The sequence below is a fragment of the Halotia branconii CENA392 genome (assembly GCF_029953635.1).
Taxonomy (GTDB): Bacteria; Cyanobacteriota; Cyanobacteriia; order Cyanobacteriales; family Nostocaceae; genus Halotia; species Halotia branconii.
Map to the genome: position 1 here is coordinate 152217 of NZ_CP124544.1, position 21133 is coordinate 173349.

At 39.5% G+C, this 21133-nt stretch carries 18 protein-coding genes and 2 pseudogenes; 11 read left to right on the top strand and 9 right to left on the bottom strand.

Annotation, left to right across the window (positions count from 1 at the left end):
- Positions 1 to 38: 38 nt before the first annotated feature.
- The 3 genes from QI031_RS31085 to QI031_RS31095 all read left to right on the top strand — a co-directional run bounded on the left by QI031_RS31085 (position 39) and on the right by QI031_RS31095 (position 3464).
- Positions 39 to 1178: a glycosyltransferase family 4 protein gene (locus QI031_RS31085; protein WP_281486208.1), complete on the top strand. Its 1140-nt coding sequence runs from the start codon at positions 39 to 41 to the stop codon at positions 1176 to 1178.
- Positions 1163 to 1828 carry a class I SAM-dependent methyltransferase gene (locus QI031_RS31090; RefSeq protein WP_281486209.1) on the top strand — a complete coding sequence of 222 codons (666 nt, stop codon included), beginning with the start codon at positions 1163 to 1165 and terminating at the stop codon, positions 1826 to 1828. Before QI031_RS31085 ends, QI031_RS31090 begins: the two co-directional genes overlap by 16 nt.
- A gap of 94 nt (positions 1829 to 1922) precedes the next feature.
- A complete protein-coding gene (locus tag QI031_RS31095) occupies positions 1923 to 3464 on the top strand; it encodes a lipopolysaccharide biosynthesis protein (RefSeq protein ID WP_281486210.1) in 1542 nt (513 codons plus the stop codon).
- A 334-nt stretch (positions 3465 to 3798) separates the two neighbouring features.
- On the opposite strand, the gene QI031_RS31100 is transcribed toward QI031_RS31095, so the two are convergent.
- Both QI031_RS31100 and QI031_RS31105 read right to left on the bottom strand, forming a co-directional pair.
- Entirely contained in the window at positions 3799 to 4140 is a 342-nt protein-coding gene (locus QI031_RS31100) for a DUF5615 family PIN-like protein (RefSeq protein WP_281486211.1), read from the bottom strand.
- A complete protein-coding gene (locus QI031_RS31105) occupies positions 4137 to 4361 on the bottom strand; it encodes a DUF433 domain-containing protein (protein WP_281481552.1) in 225 nt (74 codons plus the stop codon). Before QI031_RS31105 ends, QI031_RS31100 begins: the two co-directional genes overlap by 4 nt.
- Before the next feature lie 862 nt (positions 4362 to 5223).
- On the opposite strand from QI031_RS31105, the gene QI031_RS31110 reads away from it, so the two are divergent.
- Complete coding sequence (locus QI031_RS31110) at positions 5224 to 6396, top strand: hypothetical protein (protein WP_281486212.1); 1173 nt, start codon at positions 5224 to 5226, stop codon at positions 6394 to 6396.
- Positions 6397 to 6702: 306 nt separating this feature from the next.
- Here the strand turns inward: QI031_RS31110 and QI031_RS31115 are convergent, their stop codons facing one another.
- Entirely contained in the window at positions 6703 to 6879 is a 177-nt protein-coding gene (locus QI031_RS31115) for a hypothetical protein (protein ID WP_281486213.1), read from the bottom strand.
- 212 nt (positions 6880 to 7091) lie between these two features.
- On the opposite strand from QI031_RS31115, the gene QI031_RS31120 reads away from it, so the two are divergent.
- Both QI031_RS31120 and QI031_RS31125 read left to right on the top strand, forming a co-directional pair.
- Positions 7092 to 7487 carry a hypothetical protein gene (locus QI031_RS31120; protein WP_281486214.1) on the top strand — a complete coding sequence of 132 codons (396 nt, stop codon included), beginning with the start codon at positions 7092 to 7094 and terminating at the stop codon, positions 7485 to 7487.
- Between the two features lie 163 nt (positions 7488 to 7650).
- Positions 7651 to 7857: a hypothetical protein gene (locus QI031_RS31125; protein WP_281486215.1), complete on the top strand. Its 207-nt coding sequence runs from the start codon at positions 7651 to 7653 to the stop codon at positions 7855 to 7857.
- Here QI031_RS31125 and QI031_RS31130 read toward each other — a convergent pair.
- Positions 7787 to 7954, bottom strand: a pseudogene (locus QI031_RS31130) (IS4 family transposase); the annotation flags it as partial. The gene QI031_RS31125 and the pseudogene QI031_RS31130 sit on opposite strands and share 71 nt — an antisense overlap.
- Positions 7955 to 8178: 224 nt before the next feature.
- On the bottom strand, positions 8179 to 9519 hold the full coding sequence (locus QI031_RS31135; RefSeq protein WP_281481729.1) for a transposase: 1341 nt from the start codon (positions 9517 to 9519) through the stop codon (positions 8179 to 8181).
- A gap of 1085 nt (positions 9520 to 10604) precedes the next feature.
- Between QI031_RS31135 and QI031_RS31140 the strand changes: the two genes are divergently transcribed.
- Together QI031_RS31140 and QI031_RS31145 are read left to right on the top strand one after the other, a co-directional pair.
- Positions 10605 to 14573, top strand: coding sequence for an ELWxxDGT repeat protein (locus tag QI031_RS31140; protein ID WP_281486216.1), 3969 nt, complete (start codon positions 10605 to 10607; stop codon positions 14571 to 14573).
- 134 nt (positions 14574 to 14707) lie between these two features.
- Complete coding sequence (locus tag QI031_RS31145) at positions 14708 to 14968, top strand: hypothetical protein (RefSeq protein ID WP_281486217.1); 261 nt, start codon at positions 14708 to 14710, stop codon at positions 14966 to 14968.
- A 562-nt stretch (positions 14969 to 15530) separates the two neighbouring features.
- Here QI031_RS31145 and QI031_RS31150 read toward each other — a convergent pair.
- Positions 15531 to 15899: a calcium-binding protein gene (locus tag QI031_RS31150; RefSeq protein ID WP_281486218.1), complete on the bottom strand. Its 369-nt coding sequence runs from the start codon at positions 15897 to 15899 to the stop codon at positions 15531 to 15533.
- A 280-nt stretch (positions 15900 to 16179) separates the two neighbouring features.
- A complete protein-coding gene (locus QI031_RS31155) occupies positions 16180 to 16836 on the bottom strand; it encodes a hypothetical protein (protein WP_281486219.1) in 657 nt (218 codons plus the stop codon).
- Between the two features lie 177 nt (positions 16837 to 17013).
- Between QI031_RS31155 and QI031_RS31160 the strand changes: the two genes are divergently transcribed.
- The 3 genes from QI031_RS31160 (at position 17014) to trxA (ending at position 18972) form a co-directional block, all read left to right on the top strand.
- Entirely contained in the window at positions 17014 to 17376 is a 363-nt protein-coding gene (locus QI031_RS31160) for a cupin domain-containing protein (RefSeq protein ID WP_281486220.1), read from the top strand.
- 60 nt (positions 17377 to 17436) lie between these two features.
- Positions 17437 to 18402, top strand: coding sequence for a DUF4351 domain-containing protein (locus tag QI031_RS31165; protein WP_281486221.1), 966 nt, complete (start codon positions 17437 to 17439; stop codon positions 18400 to 18402).
- Between the two features lie 246 nt (positions 18403 to 18648).
- Positions 18649 to 18972: a thioredoxin gene (gene trxA, locus QI031_RS31170; protein ID WP_281486222.1), complete on the top strand. Its 324-nt coding sequence runs from the start codon at positions 18649 to 18651 to the stop codon at positions 18970 to 18972.
- Between the two features lie 24 nt (positions 18973 to 18996).
- On the opposite strand, the gene QI031_RS31175 is transcribed toward trxA, so the two are convergent.
- Together QI031_RS31175 and QI031_RS31180 are read right to left on the bottom strand one after the other, a co-directional pair.
- Positions 18997 to 20082: a hypothetical protein gene (locus QI031_RS31175; RefSeq protein ID WP_281486223.1), complete on the bottom strand. Its 1086-nt coding sequence runs from the start codon at positions 20080 to 20082 to the stop codon at positions 18997 to 18999.
- 4 nt (positions 20083 to 20086) lie between these two features.
- Positions 20087 to 21063, bottom strand: a pseudogene (locus QI031_RS31180) (RpoD/SigA family RNA polymerase sigma factor).
- Positions 21064 to 21133 lie beyond the last annotated feature (70 nt).

Genomic DNA, 21133 nt, shown 5'->3' on the forward strand with positions numbered 1-21133 from the left:
ATAAATAATATGCAATTAAGTCAAAATACATAAAAAATATGATCAAGGTTGCATTTAATGCCAGACTTCTGACAACACCTACATTGAGAGGATGGAACCGCTACACTATAAATCTGTTGCAAGAATTAGCAGCATTGGGTATAAAACTTTTTTTGTACTCAGACCAGCCTTTACATTCAACGCATTTAGAAAAGTTACCTATAGATAGCTATTATGTACGCATTGCTCCCCCTATGCGCTATGTTTTATGGGAACAATATTGGTTGCCAAAACAATGTGAAAAAGACAAAATAGAGATTTTACACTGCCCAATGAACTTTGGTCTTCCTTGGTCAAGTCCTTGCCCTCGCGTATTGACTTTGCATGATGCAATAGACCAAGTTTATTACTCCCAAGATAAATCTTGGTATCAACAGTTGAATCTGACAGATATACAAAATAGAATTTATCATTGGATTGCGAGAAATCAAGCAGAGCGTATTATTACTGTTAGTCAGCATTCCAAACAAGATATTATTGAATATTTACATATCCCAGAAAACAAAATTACAGTTATTTACGAAGCTGCTAATAAAACTTTTCATCAGAAAATAACTCAATCTGAATCCTTACGAGTTCGTGATAAATATCAGTTACAACGTAGTTATATTTTTTATATTGGTGGCTGGGAAAAACGCAAAAATATTCCTTTCTTAATGAATGCTTTTGCTCAAGCTAATATAAAGGGCGTAGATTTAGTACTCGCTGGTGGTAAAGATGAAGAGCGTACTACACTAGTTAATTTGGCAGAATCGTTAGAAATAAAAAATCGTTTGCAGCTTTTAGGTTGGGTAGATGACGTAGATTTGCCAGCACTTTATGCTGAAGCTATCTGTTTTGTTTATCCTAGCGAATACGAAGGTTTTGGTCTGCAAATGTGTGAAGCAATGGCGGTTGGTTGTCCAGTTTTTGCTGCAAGATCTACTTGTTTACCAGAGGTTTTAGGCAATGGTGGTGAAACTTTTTCAATTTCTGAAACTGAAGAGCTAGTTAATTTATTGCAGTGCTTAGTAAACGATAGATCCTACTATTATCATCTAGCTAATCGAGCTAAAAACCGCAGCCAACAATTTAGTTGGCAAACCACTTCTCAAAGAACGCAAGAAGTTTACCAACAAATATTATGCAAGACAATCTAGTTTATTTAAATTATTGGGAAAGAAAAGAATTGCTAAAATCAGGAGTACCAAAATTCTTTTTAATTCGGTGGTGGTTATCATCAGAACTTTGTGAGGTTGAACAAGTTATTTTTAACACAATTAAAAATCGAGATACTATTCTTGATGTAGGAGCTGGTGATCTGAAAATAATGCAAAAAATGAAACAAGCAGGTTATTCAGGACAGTATCATACGCAAGATATAGGTGCAGAATTTAAATATGAATATACAACTTTAAATGAAATAAAACATCAATACTCAGCTATTTTATGTTTAGATATTATCGAGCATTTACAGTTAACAGAAGGTCTAGCAATGATTCATAAAATGATTGGTTTGTTAGCTCCAGGTGGTGTAATTATTTTACAAACTCCTAATGGACGCTGTGTAAGAAGTCCATTAGCTTCAGATATGACGCACATTCATTGTTACAATATCAATGATTTATGGTCTTATTTAACATGTATGGGATTACAAGTTGAAGGATATAGAGTTGTTTTTGAAGCAAAACAAAAAACTTGGAATCAGCGAATGATAGAAATAGTAGGGAAATATATTATTACTCGCATTTTAGGTCTTGATTATGCTGATAATATAATTTTGATTGGTTATAAGCAAAGTGTTAAATAATAAATGTGATATATAAATATTATCAAACTCTAAAAAATCCTCAACTTCCTTTCTTTTACTATTCCTAATATCCAATAAATTTAATATAAATAAAATGCATCGTACTGGACGTTCAGTAGTTAACTTTGCCACTGGACTTATGTTGCAAGTGATAACACTGAGCATAGGTTTATTCGCTACCCCTGTGCTACTAAGTTGGCTAGGTGACGATCGCTATGGAGCATTTCGCGCTGCAACTGATTGGGGAAATTATCTTAATCTCTTAGAACTGGGAATAGGTGGTTCATTATTGGCGCTGTTGGCAAAAGCGGTTGGAATTGGCGATCGCCACCAAATCCGTCTCACACTAGCAACGGGAATCAAAACCTACCTCAACATTATGGGTGTCATGATGCTGGTAGGAGTTGGATTGGGCTGTTTCATAACTAATTTAGTGCCTGTTAAAGGATTACTCGTAGGCGAACTCCAAAAGGGCTACTGGTTGGGATTGTTGGGTATTTTATTACTACCTTTAAGCCCTTTTCGCCTCTTAGCAGCCGCTAGTCAACGCAGTTATGCTGATAACGTGTTTATTATTTTTCAAAGTTTGATAGTTACTAGTGTGTCATTACTACTTGCACGAGCTAAATTTGGCATCACTGGACAATATATAGCTATATTATTAGGGAATATTTTCTTTCAATTAGTTATGTGTTGGGATGGGCTGCGTCGTTATCCAGATGTTTTTAGATATTTAGGCGATCGCAAATCCCAACTTCCTATCGAAAAACAAATCTGGCAACTGAACTGGCCGACATTAGCTTTAAATCTTTCTGGTCAGATGAGCTTGTTTACCGATAACATTATCATCTCCTCTAGCCTTAGTCCGGCAACCGTTGTGCCGTTTTTTGTTACCCAACGTTTGACAATGCTGGCACAATCGCAAATACAAGGCATTGGCAATGCTACCTGGGCAGCTCTTGCCGATCTGTATGCTAAAGGAGAACGAGAAAAGTTTAACACCCGTTTGATTGAATTAACACGGCTAGTAGCAGTGATGGGACTAGCTTTTATGGTGGCGATCGCAGCGTATAACCATTACTTTATTAAACTATGGGTAGGAGAAGACCGCTTCGGTGGTGATGGAATTACCTTACTAGCTGCCTGTAATGGGTTTTTGCTAGGGCTGTTGTCGCTTTGGGGATGGTGTTTTTCTGGTACTGGCAACCAAACTAAATTAGTGCGACCTGCTACACTAGCTGCTGTAATTAATTTTTTAGCCAGCATTATCAGTACTCACTTTTTTGGTATTATCGGACCGTTGTTGGGTACTTTTATTGCATTTACAACTGTTAGTTTATGGCAATTACCATTACTAATGCGGGAAGTTTTTGGTACATCTTTAAGACAACTTTTTTTAGCAGTTGCTCAACCTCTGACAGTTAGCCTTCCTTATAGTTTATGCATTTGGTGGATTGCCAAAAACCATACTCCGTGGGGATGGTTAGGATTAGCTACGGAAATGATTTTGACTGCACTCATTTACTTTGCGCTCACTTGGTTGTTAGTGTTAAATGAGTCTGAGCGTAAACAATGGGGTAATCGCTTAAAAATGCTATATTCAAGTTTAAAACAGTACGCTCATCATTCCAAATGATAACGGGAAAAGTCAGATAAGCCATTGAGGTCAACACACTCGCTGATTCAACCTCCTGTTATTCCCATACCCCTACAGCACCATCAGCACATTCGCCAGTACCGCAATCTGCCGCGCCACCAGTTGCTTCGCTTCAGTAACCGAACCGTGACGTAGTTCGTAAATGGCTTGGTGCAGTCCTGTGTGGGCATTGGTTGCACCGTTGGTTTTAAAGAGCGATCGCACTTAGACTAGGTATCTTTTCAAGTAAACTGTCAAAAGCAATCCGATCAATGCGGATACTTAGTAATTTTCTCTACTTCAGCACTTAGTACTGAGTCAAGTCAATTGATGGCTATTTGAATGCTTCGATCTGGTCTAGATAAACATTAATTAGCTTATTATCAATAACTAAATCTTCAATTTGTGGCCAAACACGGGCTAGAAACGAGTGAAATTCACTTTTTCGCAGATTTCCAAAGCGTAGATGCACTACTTTTGGTGGGGACAAATCAAGCATCAATCGATCCGAAAAATCTGCATCTTTGGTAACAATCACCAAATCTTTCTCTTTTGCATACTGCAATATCTGAGTATCACTCGGACTATCACCTAATATTGAAACATGGATGATGGAAAAAGATGGCGTAAATTGGATTTTAGAAGGTAGATTTTCATCAAATAAAAATCCATTCATGCAATTTTTCTAACTTCGTAGTGATTTGCCATTAACTTTGCCGCGAATTGCATACAAGCATAAATATCTTCTCGTTTTAGAGAGGGATACTCTTCCAGGATTTCTTCGATGGAATCACCTGCACCTAAAAATTCCATAACCGTTTGCACAGTAATTCGAGTGTTGGCAATAACAGGTCGTCCATTACAAATATCTGGATGAATATTTATTCGATTTTGCATCAGGATTCTCTCTTCTTCTTGAAAATCTCAAATTAGACTGTTAATACAATATTAGCCATACAGTACCACGCCTCACATTCGCTGTCTTCCGCAATCTACCACGCCACTATCTGCTTCGCTTCAGTCACGCCCACCATGCCGTAGTTCGTGGATAGCTTGATGCAGTCCGGTGGGGCATTCGTTGCGCCTGTGATTGCTGTTTGTAGAACTTGTGGCTCTGTCATGCTCACATTTTTTTGAGCATTCGTTTTTGATATTGCTGAAGACATCGCTTGTTACTCAGACTTAGCTAAACTTCCTGTAATTTCTGAGATGATTGAATTTCTGGCATTGGCTCTAATGCGGTAGTTACTGGGGAATATCGGCAATAGCAAATAACCACAGCCTCAAAATCATGATTGGGAATTTCTGGGTGGTTCCAGTGGGCAGATTAAATCTTTGAATCAAATAACTACAGCCTCAAAATCATGATTGGGAATTTCTGGGGCATATTCCCCTTACTTACTGTTTACGGTTTTCTTTGTGATTATACTTTCCTCGTAGCAATAAAAGAGGGATTAGGTGAAACTGATTGATTTAAGATTGTTTAGTAACTAGTGTTAGATGATTGATTGTAGGTAAAGGGTGATTACATGAAATGCGGTGAGCTTTACCAATTCTGGTTGCGCTGTACATTCATTTCTCACACCTTCATGATTTCATGTGAGGAAATCCAATGTTTGACTCCAGGAAAGTTATCCAATTTTTTGCCTTATCCAGTGTGTATGTAGTTTATCTTCTCACCACTGTAGAGACTTCTTTCGCAGCATTGTCAGTGATCGAAACTTCCAATGTATTACGGGCTGAAAAACTAAGGCAGCGAATGTCAGTGATTCTGGCATCAAGCGATGATAAAAAATCACAATTGCACCAGCAAACAAATGTAAAACTTGAAGAAATAGAAAATATACCACAAGTGATCCAAATAGGTGAACGTGAAGTAAACTACCGCGATATTCGTCTCGATTATTACAATAAATATCTCCGAACACTTAAACGTCTACCTTCTGAGGGGCAGTCAATAAAAATCCATACCAAAGACAGTAATATTCAACGACTACTCAAGCAACAGCTAAATGATGCACTTGAGATATATCAAATTGTTGGACAATTGCTAGATACTGGAGAGGTAGATATTAATTTAAATCATCCCTCAACGCTTCCAGCTATTCAAGTGGCGATCGCTGAAATGAATTTAGCAACTAATCCAAACGATCAGGCAACAGCTAACGAGGTATGTTTAAATATTGCCCAAAGATGGCAGCAGGATAGTCGAGCTTTAGAGAAAGCTGGTTTGGGTACACGTTCAGATGTGTTGCAAGCTCGTTATTGGGCAATGCAATGTGGAATTCAAAGAATGAGATTGGAAAAAAATAATTTGAATTCAAGTGTTAATAGCGAGTTTCAACCACAGCTGCAAAGACCTATAAAGTTAGAAGAGATAGAGCCGATCATTTTGGGAAAAAATAACATGATTGATCTGGCACCCATAGACAGTAAAGAACGCTTACGTCGAGAAGTTGAACAGATTATTAACCCTCTTATTGGTTACTACAATGCAAATATCAAACTTTTAAAACCAGTTACTACAAAACAGTTATTAGAGATTCGTACCGAGGATAGCGATCTTCAAAAGCTGCAAAAGCAGCTTTTGCCTGTAGCAGTTGAATTTAATCGACTTCAGGGACTTAGATTAACTGCTGGGATACTAACTAATACTATTGGTAGAGGAAGAAATACTGGTAAAGCAATAAGTAATTCTACTGCTGAGATAATGTTGTCAGCTATTCAGATTGCACTCGCTAACATGAATTTAGCAACTAACCTAAATGAGCGGGCGTTAGCTAACGAAGTAAGTTTAAAAATTGCTCAAACTTGGGAAAAAAACGCTGTTCTTGAGGAAAAAACTGCTTTTGATAAACGCATCGCAGTTTTATCAGCTCGTTATTGGAGAAGACACTGTGAAATTCAAAAGCTTCGGACAGAATCTAAGTAGTCGTGGCTGATCCAATACTTTTCGGTTACGATTTAAGGCTCTTCCATAGGTGTTATGCTAAACTTTAAAATAAAATTAGAGGCTATTTATAAAGTAAATCTAAAGGCGAGTAGGAGGGGATGAGCGCCCAGGCTGTCTAATTGGTATGTGAGAGTTTGAGACTCAAGCATAAAAAGAAGTTCCTGACATTGATTAACTAAAACTTATATTTTGCTAACTGAATGAGGATGAAGATAGCGTTTTTGTTAATAGGGTGCTTCTGCTAAAGCTAGTCAACAACGTTGAGCATTGTACCGTCCTACACCCCTACAACACCATCAGCACGTTCGCCAATACCGCTATCTGCCGCGCTACCAACTGCTTCGCTTCACTCACTGACCCATGCCGCAGTTCGTGAATGGCTTGGTGCAGTCCAGTGTGGGCGTTAGTCGCTGCTGCGATCGCTGTTTGTAAAGTTTGAGGGTTTGTTATTGGTTGACTCATTTAACCTGGTGTGGGCTTTAGCTGCAAGAGCGATTGCTCTATCTAGTGATTGCTGCTTTTTGGATTAACCTTTTAGCAGTAATTCTCTTGTCACCCAAAATTCTTTACCTTAGTTGCTAATATGACTTACATTGCAAGGGCTACCGTTGCTAGAGCCTTAAAAATCTAATAGCTTAGACATTGCTATTCCCAATTTTAGTAAAGCGATCGCATTGCTATGGAAAGTAGGCGATCGCTTTTGCTTTACGGTAGACAACTCAGAGCATAACATTTATTATATGGTGGAGTCAAGCCAGTCTTGTCAAGAATTGATTATGTTGGAATTAGATGTTATCGCCAGTATTAACTGGAATCCTGCCTATGGAGAGCGATTAAGAGAGATGCGCGGTAAAGTGTCTATGCAAATGTTAGCAGACGAAGTTACCGAAAAATTTGGTTATCGCGTTACTAAGCAGTATATTCAAATGATGGAAAAGCCCTTTGGTGAAAGAGCTTCCAAAACTGTACCTTTTCTACTGCTTCGTTATATATGCGCTTCATTAGGCAGGGACGTACAAGAAATATTTGATTCCCCAAAAATTACTAAAAAAATGACAAGACAGTCTTGACTTTTGACAAGACTGTCTTTACTATTAAATTAGTAGAAAAACAACATAATACCTCTAGGTAAGCGTTGTAAAACTACTGAAACAAAAGGCGATCACCCACTTCTTGGCCGGAGAGGAGATCGCCTTTTATGAAAACCCTATACATTTGTACAGGATCTATATTATGGCTTATCCCAAATACACACAGCAAGCATCTTCACGTTACAGCCTCAAAACAATTACTGTTGCCCCCAACGACGAACAAGTCACAGCCCAAGCCGGACTCGACCAGTTCATCACCTTAACGGGTGACAACGTGGTTAAAGAGCTTGTTGAATCAAGGATAGAGCCTGAAAGCCCCGCTGAAAATAGAGGCGTTTGTGAGGTTTGAGGTTCATCAATTCATGAGCTAAGTCAGACCATAATTCCATCCCGTAGATCCATAGCTGTCCATAGAGAGCAAAGCTAAAATCGCTCTGTCGAGGGGTCAGGGGAAACGCACCTTATTTTCTAACAAAAACTAATAAGGATTTCAAAATCATTTATATAATAGGACTTACGCAACTGGCACAGTGCGATCGCCTTAATAGTAGATAAGTATTACTTTGGCACAGTTCTGAAAGCTTTGTATTCGGAATAGAAATGGTATTAGTGAAGCACTATTGAAATATTTATGAGAAAATAAGTATCTTAGTCCAATACCTCTGCCAAATTACGAGGGTTCAACGCCCGTAGAAACGGGATGAATGCGTCCTAAAGAAGTAAGCTTGGCAAAAATCTGGTTTAATAAAATAGGCTCAGGGATTTCTGGAAGCATTTTTAAAATTTCATGGATATATCGAAAGCCACGATAATGAGCCTTAAGGTCAATAATGCCGGAGCCGGGATTAATGAGGCGAAAATCAGCGAGAAGATGATGAGATAAATTAACCATAAAAAATGCGAAATTAGCAGCGTTAGTTACCGCAGTTTGCCTCAGATTCATAAAATCTTCCAACCCCCAAAACTGCTTTGCATCACGGAAGTTAAACTCGATTTGAAAGCGGAGTTTGTAATAATCAATTATTTTTTCAAATGATAATTCCAGGTCACTGGAGAATAGAACTACATGGCTACGAACATTAGTCTTAAGATTGGTTTTGACTAAAATCACTACATTTAGAGCTTGGGCAAATTCTTTGTGAAGGAGAGTGGCTTGATAAATATCACTTTGAATCTCATCCTCAATGCTACTTTTAGATAAATATTTGTCAGGTATATTACTATAGTCTAGTTTGTCACCGTATTTACGACGAGAGCGTTTATGATAGTCAGGATTTTCATAAGGGATATATAATGCTGAATCGTGGCGCAACTTGGAAATTATGTGCAAGTTCACTTGTCGTGCCATCTGTAAAGCGTTGTTGTTACCAAAATGACCATCTACTACCAAGTATGTTAGGGGAATAAAATTAGCTACTAACTTGAATAGTGAATTAATCATCTTTTTAATTAGCAATAGTTCAGATGTGAATATCACTTCGGTTTTATTTTTGTTTTTACTCCCTTTTGGTCGTCCACGTCCACGTTTTTCTTTGGTTTTTATTTTTTCGCTTGACAACTGAATATTTGTTTTAGTATTACTCTTGATTACTTGTTCTATTTGAATCGGAAATGACTGTCTTTGCTCAACACTTACTAACGACAAGACAAAGAAAGATAGCCCTGATATAGGTTTGTTTACTAGGCTAGAGAAGAATCTATCCAACCCATAAGTCTGTTTACCCGACTTGCTGACTACAACTTCATCTCCGGCAAGCAAATATACTTCATCCTTTCGCCATAAATGTTTACGAAAAAACAGCCAAAACAATGTTGCCCAAGGTATTACTGTATGAAAAAATCTCAACATTGTCCGATAACTACCACCAATGTCTGTCCAACGAGAAATTCCCAACATGGTGGCTCGGCCGCTCATTGCTAACATGGCCATGATGATCTGGTTCATTCGGCGCATCGTCGTAGCGTTGATCTGCGGTAGCAGGCATTGTAACAGTGATAGGATGTCCAACATGGGCGAATTGTAGCTTTTGAGTTGTCGTTTGGGAAGACAACAACTCTACTACAAAGCGCCCTCTCTCTTCATACTCTTTTTTTGGCGAAGGTATTGCTAATAAAGAAAACTTCAATACCAGTCGTCTCTAGCTTGAGGCATACTTGCCTGTAAATTCATGCCTCCAAAGTAATACTTGAGAAATAGTTTGCGGATGGCAAAGTGTATTTTCTTCTGGCTGCTTTGTACTTTAAACATCTTGCAAAAGTAACTTTTGCTTTCCGGTTGGGGTGCATGTTAAAGGGAAAATTCCATCCCTTTCCCAAATGATATTCTCCAAACTCTTACCCAAGGCTGGAAAGGGCTGAAGCTGAGATTGCAGCAGGGGTTGGAGAGCGCTGGTCAGTTTTACACTGATCTAGTATCTAGGATTGGCGAGGCTGTTAATATTGCTGATGGGGAGCCTTACTGGAACGGCTATTTGGGTCAGTGGCAAGTCTGGGTTAACTTTGAGGGAGGGTGTAAGTCTGTGGTGTGCGATTGGTTGGTGGTAGTTTAAGTGCCTATATTCTGGATAATTTTTGTATTTATACAATTGTAGAAAGGTACATCTTACAACTATGAATATCTTATACATGAATTGCTACAGAAAGATTTCTACTAACGCATCAGTCGCTCATGAGCAGACACTCCGTTGAGCAGCTAGTTGTGCCGACAGACGCGGAAGTGGCGTAGAAATTCCCTCTTCTCCGTACTGCTTCACCTGTTGTACAAAATTACTACCAGTATCTTCATCATTATTTTATCTATGTAAAGTAGAAATAAATCTTCGCTACATCAAAATTTTGACATTGCTTTTTCAGTGCTAGTGATTTATTCTAAGTACTGAGTTATCAGCAATTTAACTGATAGCTGATTGCTGTTTAATTAGAGTTTTGTAAAGAATAGTTTTATTACTAAGCCAAAACAAATTTACAAGTTTATTTGATAAGTGTAAATCGAATTTTACTAATTTAAATATGATTTACTCTTGAAATAAAAGCTCAATTTATCTCAGAAAAACTATATTAATCAAGTATTTCTTCCACTAATTGAGATAAACCTTAATGGAAAGCACTCAAATATTACAATTATTTAACAAAACAAGCTCTCTAAGCCGCCTAGTATTCATTGACCCTACAGTTGAAGACTACCAAAGTCTAGTTGCAGGGGTATTACCGAATACGGAAGTTGTGATTTTGGATGCTGCACGAGACGGAGTAGAGCAAATTAGCGAAATATTGACACAAAGAACTGGAGTCACTAGTTTGCATCTTGTCTCTCACGGCGCGCCGGGGCGGATATATTTAGGTAACACTCAACTGGGACAATATACTCTCAATCGCTATGCCGAGCAATTGATGCACTGGGCTGATGCTTTGAGTGCTGACGCTCAAATATTGCTTTATGGTTGCAATGTTGCCCGAACAAAATTAGGCAAAACATTTGTGCAATGCTTGAGCGAACTAACAGGTGCTGTTGTATTGGCATCTGATGACAGGACAGGCAGTGCAGCACTAGGAGGAAACTGGGAATTAGAAGTTAGAACTGGAACTAGTAGTGTTGCTCTTGCTTTTGAATCAGCAACCTTGGAAGCATACGGGGAAGTGTTTGCTAAACCCTACTTAATCAAAGACATTTTTCTTGGCTCTAGTAGTTCTAAGATATCAGAGTTAATAAACGTTAATGGCACTGTTTATTTCGTTGCCGATGACGGCATTCATGGCCCAGAGTTATGGAAAAGTGATGGTACAAAACAAGGTACTGTCTTAGTTAAAGATATCTATCTAGGGACTAAAAATTCTAGAGTTTCCCAACTAACTCAGGTTAATGACACTCTATATTTTGCTGCTAACGATGGCACAGGTACAGATTACTTTGGGGATAAATTGTGGAAGACCGATGGTACTGAAACTGGTACTGTTGTAGTAAAGGGAGTAGACTATGGTTTTCGTACCAAAGTCGGCTCACTTGTAAATTTTGATGGCGTCCTCTATTTCGGTTTTGATGATGGTAATCATAGAACTAGCGAAAACACTAATGACTTATGGAAAACTGATGGCACAAAAGAAGGTACTGTTAAAGTCAAAGACTTAGGGAATCAAGGTTTCTTTGTTATTAATTCATTTTTGAACGTCAACGACACGCTGTTTTTCAATTTTTTCAGTACTGACTTTTATGGCTCTTTTGACTTGCCTTTTGATTTGTGGAAGAGTGATGGTACACAAGAGGGAACAATCCAGCTTTATAACCAAGATTCTATTTTATTAACTAGTATCAACGATACTCTCTATTTTTTCACAGTAAATAATTTTGACGATATTGAGGGCAATATTATTGGTTTAGAATTATGGAAAAGCGATGGCACAAAAGAAGGCACGGTCTTAGTTAAAGATATTAACTCAGGATCTTCTGGTTCCTTTCCCTTTAATGCTATTGACTTCAATGGTATCTTATATTTCAGTGCTAATGACGGTACTCACGGTGCAGAATTATGGAAAAGTGATGGCACAAAAGAAGGCACGGTCTTAGTTAAAGATATTAACTCAGGATCTGGTAATTCTGCTCCTTTTAACCTAACCAATGTCAACAACACCCTATATTTCGTAGCTAACGACGGTACTTACGGTGCAGAATTATGGAAAAGTGATGGCACAAAAGAAGGCACGGTCTTAGTTAAAGATATTAACTCAGGATCTGGTGATTCTGCTGCCTCCAGCCTGATTAACGTCAACGGAACTGTGTATTTTGTTGCAAATGATCGCATTCACGGTTTAGAGTTGTGGAAAAGCGATGGTACAGCAGAAGATACTGTCTTAGTCGCAGACATTAATCCTGGATCTGGTAGTTCCGATATATCTGACCTGAACTACTTTGATGGCATTCTCTACTTCTTAGCTGATGATGGCATGTACGGTAAAGAGTTGTGGGCATTAAGCATTAATCCTGCCGTAACTAATCCCGTAATCAGCATTACTGCCATCGATGCCAATGCTGCGGAAGCCGACAATGACCCAGCAGTATTTCGCATTAGCCGCAGTGGTGATACCAGTACTGCTCTTATTGTTAAATACAACATAGATGGCACTGCCATCAACGGTAAAGACTATAACCAACTCAACGGTACTATCACCATCGCCGCAGGTCAATCATTTGTAGATATTACTATTACCCCAGCAGATGAGATATTGAAAGAAGGCAGTGAAACTGTAAACCTAACTCTATTTAATCAATCTTACTACGCTGTAAATCAATCTCAAATCACTGCCACTGCTGTCATTGCCGATAATGTCAATACCGCAGCAGTGCCAACTCAACCATACCTAGTAAAAGATCCTGAATCTATTGATTTTAATTCATCAGAAATGATTAATATCAACGGCATTTTTTACTTTTATAAGTATGACAACATCTATGGCAATGAGTTGTGGAAAAGTGATGGTACTCAAGCTGGTACTGTTTTAGTCAAAGATATTAACCCTGGCGTTAGCAATTCTTTTAACAATAACAACGGCTATCCGTATTTTGAACCCGAACTCATCAACTTGAAAGATACCCTCTATTTCTTTGCCAACAACGGCACAAACGGTTATGAGTTATGGAAAAGTGATGGTACTCAAGCTGGTACTGTTTTAGTCAAAGATATTAATCCTGGTAGTTTTGGTTCATTTCCCTCTCAAGACTTCAATTACAACTTTCCATCCAATCTGACCGTTGTTAACGACATCCTTTATTTTGCTGCCAATGACGGTATCCACGGCGCAGAGTTGTGGGCAAGTGATGGTACAAAAGAAGGCACTGTCTTGGTCAAAGATCTTAACCCTGGTAGTAACGATTCTTTTGTCAAGAACGACGAATATTATCTGTTTTTTGAACCCGAACTTATCAACTTTAAAGATACCCTCTATTTCTTTGCCAACGACGGTACAAACGGTTATGAGTTATGGAAAAGTGATGGTACTCAAGCTGGTACTGTTTTAGTCAAAGATATTAATCCTGGTAGTTTTGGTTCATTTGCCCCTCAAGACTTCAATTACAACATATTTCCACCCAATCTGACCGTTGTTAACGACATCCTTTATTTTGCTGCCGATGACGGTACCCACGGTATAGAGTTGTGGGCAAGTGATGGTACAAAAGAAGGCACTGTCTTGGTCAAAGATGCAATACCTGGGGCTGATAGTTTTTATCCCTCTGATTTGACTAACGTTGATGACATTCTTTATTTTACTGCTGATGACAGGGTGAATGGGAGAGAGTTATGGGCATTGAACACTAATACAAGTCCATTCATCTCTACAGTCAGCATTACTGCCACCGATGCCAATGCTACTGAAGCTGGTAGTTCCCCTAGTATGTTGCGTATCAGTCGTACTGGCGATACTAATATCGCTTTAGCTGTCAAATATACCATTAGCGGTACTGCTATCAACGGCAGCGATTACACCCAACTCACTGGTATTGCCGGTATTGCCGTTGGTCAATCCTTTGTAGATATTAACATCACACCTGTAGATGATGACTTGGTGGAAACCAGCGAAACCATTATTCTCACCCTTACTACAGGAACTGACTACGATATAGATGCATCAAAAATATCTGCCAGCGTCATGATCGCCGATAATGACTTGAATATCATCAACGGTGGTAATAGTCGTGACCCATTAACTGGTACTGATGACAGCGATCGCATAGTTGGTGGTACTGGTGGCAAAACAATCACAGGCGGTACTGGCAATGATGAATTTGTTTACACTGATATTCGTGAAGTCGGCCACCGCATTACTGATTTTACTGTTGATAGTGACAAAATCGTTTTAACTCAACTGCTCGATAGCCTAGTTTCTGGTGGTTATAACGGCAGTGATGCATTTGCTGATGGTTATGTACGAGTGGTGCAAGGCAGCACTACTAATAGCACCATTCTTCAAATTGACCGTGATGGTCTCACAGGTTCGGCAGTTTTTAGACCATTCATTCAGTTGGACAATGTTACCCCACAGGCAATGAATAATATTAATAACTTTGTCTTTTAACCTAGTATCTCCCAAAGTCGGGACTTCCACCAATCTTAGCTTCCCCTGGGGAGGCGATCGCTGATGACCAAGGGCGGGAATTTGTCACACCGCCTGCTTTTGTTGTCGATAGAGATAAATCGGAGCGCAAATATTTGAGTATTTGTACCGACTGGAGTAATCATTCTACGGCTTGGCTCATACGTCATCGCTTGGGATTAAGAACGGTGCTGACGGATTTGATGGATGGGATTGAGGTGACAGGATCTGAAGCGATGATTGAGGCGATCGCAGATTTCTCCAAATGTACTGAAGTATCGGCAACGGCAGCGCGAAGAAAAGGAAAGAAGACGGCAGTAAGAACAGGAACAAAATGCGGCTTATGCGGCGAGGATGCAGACGCAATATGGAGTTAGTACGATTAGACCTTCATCTAATCTTTCGTCCACACCCCCCAATAATGGAGATGGAAGTAATAATTGGGGGGGTATGGACACAACCCATAGCATCAGTAACACATGGTGTCAGCGAGTTAAATATTATGCTCAGTTAGTTGCCCAGAAGGTACAATGCGGGGTGGGTATGGTACAACAAATACTCAGTGCGTTGACGAGTGATGAAAGGTGGGGGGTCAATCCAATTCGCAATTATAAATTCGCAATGTGCTAAACGCCCCGCTACCTCTAACGCAATTTATACAGTGGGGGCTTTGACTCCAAGGATGAAGCAATTGACAATTACGTTCACAATTGCGAATTGCGTTAGCGCAGCGTTAGCGAGTCTTCGAGCGTCACTGCGAATTGCGAATTGCTTGGTGATGGTTGAGTTTGAGGAGGTTTGCCCCGATGGGTTTGCTCAACTGGTGGCAGCTGCGCCTGAATGGGTTGCGTGGATGGGGTGATTTCCCTTTGCTTGCCACATAGCAGTTTCCTTGCTCCCAAGATTAGAGATTAGAATGCGCTTGCCGTCAGGTGGACATTAAAATTCGTATCCCATTGCTACCCAATAATGCCAGTCAGCTATGACTTGGGCAGTTTCTTGGTCAACATCAATGGGATTAATTTCAGATAGACGTGCGGAAAAAATATCGTCAAGGGTTCCTTCTTGGTATCGCACTTCTACGAACATATCGTGGGAACAATCATCTCCTACGGACATTTCTACAACTTCAACATCCCTTCCTTCAGGACGTTTGCGGGTTGTCCATTTTGCTTTGAAGGGGAAGCTCATGTTTTCGGCAAGGTAATAGTACCATCCAATTGCTCGTTCTTCTTCGTCGTATGCATCGACTACGACTTCCATGTCAATGCGTTCTTCTCGGTTTTCGTCTCGTTCCATCTGTGACATGGGTTTTCTTCCTTGTTTGAGCCTTGTAGTTATTAGAAAGTTTACAAAATCTTTGTACGTAAAAAAACTTTGGTAACAAATCAAAATTGGCTTTACTTGAGAGGACTTGTACTAGGCAAGAGTTATTGCCTTCAAACACGCTGATCAAAGTGTGCGTTATTTTCGGGAATAAATTGTGTAGGTTAATAATTGCCGTCTTACCCAACACTGGTATCCCTTGCTAAAACTTAAGTTTTCCGGTTTGAACAATTTCACTCACGGTTATTGGGTTTAAGAAAAGTTATTTCATAAGGGACTTAAGTGCTTTTTTTTGTGAAGAATTAGCAATTTTTAGTGCTTGTTGAAGATGTTCATCGGAGTTATAATCGACATGTTTTCTTACAAGTTCGACAATATTTTGAGCGTACTCTTCTGGCTTAGCAATCGCAGCGAGTGATTTGAAATAATAAGGTAGAACCCTATTCCAGTCAACACCTACCTGCCAAGAACCTGCCTCATCCGCGAAGAAAATGATGTCGTCACGACATTCATCAATCTCATCAAGAAGATTGATAAGCATCTCAAAAGCCTCTCTTATTTCAGTTAAATCCCCAGTTTCGCTTTCATCTATGCAACGTTGCATCAAGCGTTGAAATTCGGCAATAAAATTAATAGTGCCACGAGAAAGATCCATAAAATTGTGTGAATTAACTTGAAAATCCTCGTAGTAAACACCAGACATACTTTCTTCAAAAAAGATGCGGACTTCAACAAGTAATACCTGCTCAGAAGTCTCATCGACTAGGTTCAACGAATCAGGGTCGAAGAAATTCTCGATCAACTCAGACAAATGCTCTTGTGGTATTAGTTCTACTGCTCGATCTAGAAGTGATAGTAGATCTTCAGTTTTAAGCTCAGTACGAATTTTCTTTCTAAGAACTCGTATATTTATAGGCATACAGTTTTAACCTCATAGAGTGGAATGTGTCACAAATAAACTTTGAAACCATTGCTAGGATTGAGTAGGCATAGGAGAGAGGAAGAGTTGATTTATGAGTCTGATTCAAAGTTTATTGAGTTACCAAGCTTTTAACTACTACTCAAGTACAATTACAACAAATAACACTAAAGTAGTATGACAAAATCTAATAAAACTTACTGGAATCCATTGATTTTAGAAAACAGAGAAAAATGGCAAGCGATCAAAGGATTGGAAAAAATTGCCGAAGAACTGACCCTCAGCATAGATGAAGAAACTGGCGAATACACTCGTTTAACTCGATTTTACCCTGGTGCAGATACCACTTCTTTTGGTGCGAAAAGCCATCCTTATCCTGAAGAGATTTTTGTAGTTAATGGTCGTCTTTATGACCAAGCTTTTGATATGTGGTTAGAGAGCGGACATTATGCTAGTAGACCACCCGGTGAGATTCATGGGCCATTCAAGAGTGACATCGGGTGTGTTGTACTGGAAATATCTTTTCCTCATCGTACTTAGAAGTAAGTATTTTTTAATACTCATGATTCAGCAAGAGTTTAATTTCTGCTCTATCAAGCTATGACTGAAAAACGCGAAAGAGCAGACCAAGACAGCCCTTGGAAAGAAATTTTAGAAGCATACTTTCCTCAAGCAATGCAATTTTTCTTTCCACAAACATCTGCATTAATTAACTGGGAACTTCCCCACCAATTCCTTGATAAAGAATTTCAACAAATCGCCCGTGATGCAGAACAAGGAAGAAGATATGCAGATAAATTAGTTAAAGTTTGGCAACATCAAGGAGAAGAAATTTGGCTATTAATTCATGTAGAAATACAGGCAAAATCAGAAGACATTTTTGCACAGAGAATGTTTTCATACAACCTACGGATTTTTGACCGTTTTGCCAAACCAGCTATTAGTCTCGCTATTTTATGTGATACAGACCCGACATGGCGACCAAATCAATACAGTTATAATTACCCTGATACAAGGCTTAACTTTGAATTTGGAATAGTCAAGCTGCAAGATTACCAAACCCGTTGGACAGAATTAGAAATTAGTGATAATCCTTTTGCGACGGTGGTAATGGCACATTTAAAAACACAACAAACCACTAAAAAACCTCAAGAACGCAAAACCTGGAAATTCAGCTTAATTCGTCGATTGTATGAGCAAGGTTTGCAAGAAAAAGATATTCGTAACCTTTATCGTTTTATAGACTGGGTTATGATTTTACCAAAAGCATTAGAAGTCGAGTTTTGGCAAGAGTTCACACAATTTGAGCAGGAGCGTACTATGAGCTACATTACCACAGGGGAGCGCATTGGTTACGAGCGAGGAAGAGAGGAAGGTAAACAAGAAGGTGAGCAAAGTCTTGTGCTACGACAACTACAAAAACGGGTTGGGGATTTACCAGAAGATGTCCGGGTACATGTTCAAAATTTACCCATAAACCAATTGGAGGAACTTGGTGAAGCATTATTAGACTTTACAGCTATTGAAGACTTGTTTAACTGGTTAGCAGCCAATCAACTAGAGTAGAAAGTTTGACACACAATCTTCCCCAAATATTAGATGAAGCTGTCCAAGGCTGGAAAGGGCTGAAGCTGAGATTGCAGAACGGGTTGGGTAGCACGGGTCGATTCTACCAAGAACTTGTCTCTAAAGTTGGCAAGGCTGTTGTTTAAGAGTTAATTTCTCAATTAACAGTATGAAGTGACTGATTATCACATCGTGTTGAAGTAGGTGCAACACAGCTATGAGATAATGCTCTTTTGCAGAAAACTTATGACTGCCCTTTATATTCAAGACGAAACCGAGTTCGATATGCTCCTTGAGGGCGAATCGCTATTTGTAGTAGATTGCACTGCTACTTGGTGCGGCCCGTGCAAACTTATTGCCCCCTTGATAGATAAACTGGCATCAGAGTACAGCACTCGTGCCAAAGTCTTCAAGCTAGACCTCGATGCCAACCAACCTGTTGCTAAACGATTTGGTATTCGTAGTATTCCCGCCGTCATGATCTTTAAGCAAGGCGAGTTAGCAGAAACGATGGTCGGTGTTAAACCTTACGAAGAATTTAGCAGCACTCTCGATAAATATTTGGCTTGATTATCACAGATGAGTCACAGCATTTTAGCTAGCGTTTGCCTTTGATAACAACTTTGAATCCCAAGTATAAAGTCCTATTTCTCCAGGCACTCTTGAGAACCGCCCTGTACGATGTCCTCGTGATAATTCTTTTAGCACCTTGGATTTAATCTGATTGAATTGTTGAGTATCAACTTCTCCACATAATCCATTTATCACTTCAGCTATAGTGAATGTTTTACCTGGATTTTTTTGCAACAAACAGCTTATGGCATCAATCAGAACTTTTCCTGAAAATTCTTCAACCATTGGGAGCGAATTGGTTTGTGCTGCTGGTGAAGGTTTGTTGTTTTTACTCTGCTTAGAACTACTACTACGATTGGTGTTGAGCAATTTTAAATCAAGCGTGTAATACCCAGGTTTCCCAGGAACAAGCCACCATTTACCTGTTTCTCTACCGCGAGTCAGCGTTGATTGGACTCTGCCTTTTACTACTTTGAAAATATCTGGCTCCAACTCACCATAAAGCGATCGCATGATCAAACTTATGTGACATACACCTCCAGCATGTTTCTGCAATATTTTTAGAATCGCTTCAGTGCGATTTAGAGATTGATATTCCGGCAACATGGGAATTTCCGACCACAAGAGCGATTTTTCTTGAGATTCTTCTGGTGTATCTTGCTCTGTAGATAGTGACTCTGGTGAATCGTCGTCCTCTTGTGATGCTGAAGTTTCTGGTACAGAATTAGTCAGCTCCAACAATTCCAATGGTGGTTTAACAACGGCAGCACTGTTTACTGGTAGCATCTCGATATCTGGAAATTCCTCGGATGAAGTCTCTACTTCTAAATCGTTTATTTCATCAGAATCTACCAAGTTATCAGACGGCTCTGGGGTGCTAGTGTCATCTTCAAAGGGCAAAGTTTCTAAGCTGAAAGCTACTGGTTCAGTTACCTCGTTTGTATAACCCCAGCCAGATAACAATGCTTCTACATGATGGAGATTTGATATCGCTTGTGTGTATAACTTTTCGTACTTTTCTACAATCGGAGCATAGTAATCTCGTAATTCCAATAGTGGAGCAACAAAAGCATCAGGAGGAGACGGTAATTTTGATTCACTATCCATAGATTTAATTTAAAAGGTAATCTTTAACAGCGTGTTGCTGACGGCTTAGAATACTGATTGCTTTGTTCTGGATTTGCCGAACTCGTTCTCGACTGAGGTTGAGTTGTCTACCAATCTGTCCCAAATTTAATTCTGGTTCTGAACCAAGTCCAAAGCGCAAAGTTAGTACTTGCTGCTGTATGGGTGTTAAAGATCCCAGCATCGCCGTCATGTCGTGGTGTAGACATTCCTGAACAATATGCTCATCTGACAAGCTGCTTTCGTCAGGTAAAATGTCTAATAACTCTGTATCTTTATTGTCTCCCACACGCAAATCTAAAGAAACTGGCTGACGTGATTTACTGAGGTATTCCCTGATCTGGCTTGGTTGCAAGTCTTATGTTTCAGCAATTTCTATCACGCTGGGGAGACGACCGAGTGTTTGAGTTAGTTCGCGCTGTACCTTCTTGATTTTGTTCAGCTTTTCGCTAATGTGAATCGGTATGCGAATAGTCCTTGATTGTTCCGCGGTAAGCGAAGCCATGCCGTTAGGCTTATCGCTCTTGTTATTCCTTGGGTAATCCACCAGTATGCGTATGTAGAAAGTTTGTAACCACGGTTAGGGTCGAATTTTTCTACACCGCGTTGCAATCCCAGCGCCCCTTCTTGAATTAAGTCTAGCAATTCCATGTTGCGGTTCTGATACTTTTTGGCAATCGAAACCACCAGCCGCAGGTTTGCTGTCACCATCTTTTGTTTGGCCCGTTGACCAAGCTTCAGGATTTGGGTTAACTCGGCTTCCGTTTTACCTATGTCCGCAGCTAATTCAGTTACAGTTGGTTGGCGGTGTAGTTCTTGTGCGAGTTCAACTTTGTGTTGCTCAATTACCATCATCTGCTGTACTTGTCGAGCGTAGGCTATTTCTTGGGAGCCTGTCAACAAAGGGAAGCGTCCGATGTCTTGCAGGTAGAGGCGAACTAGATCTGAAGTGGGGGTAGGCATAAAACTTAGATAGTTGTACTTCAGTAATTGAAGATATTAAGTAATTAAGTATACATTTAATCAAAAAACC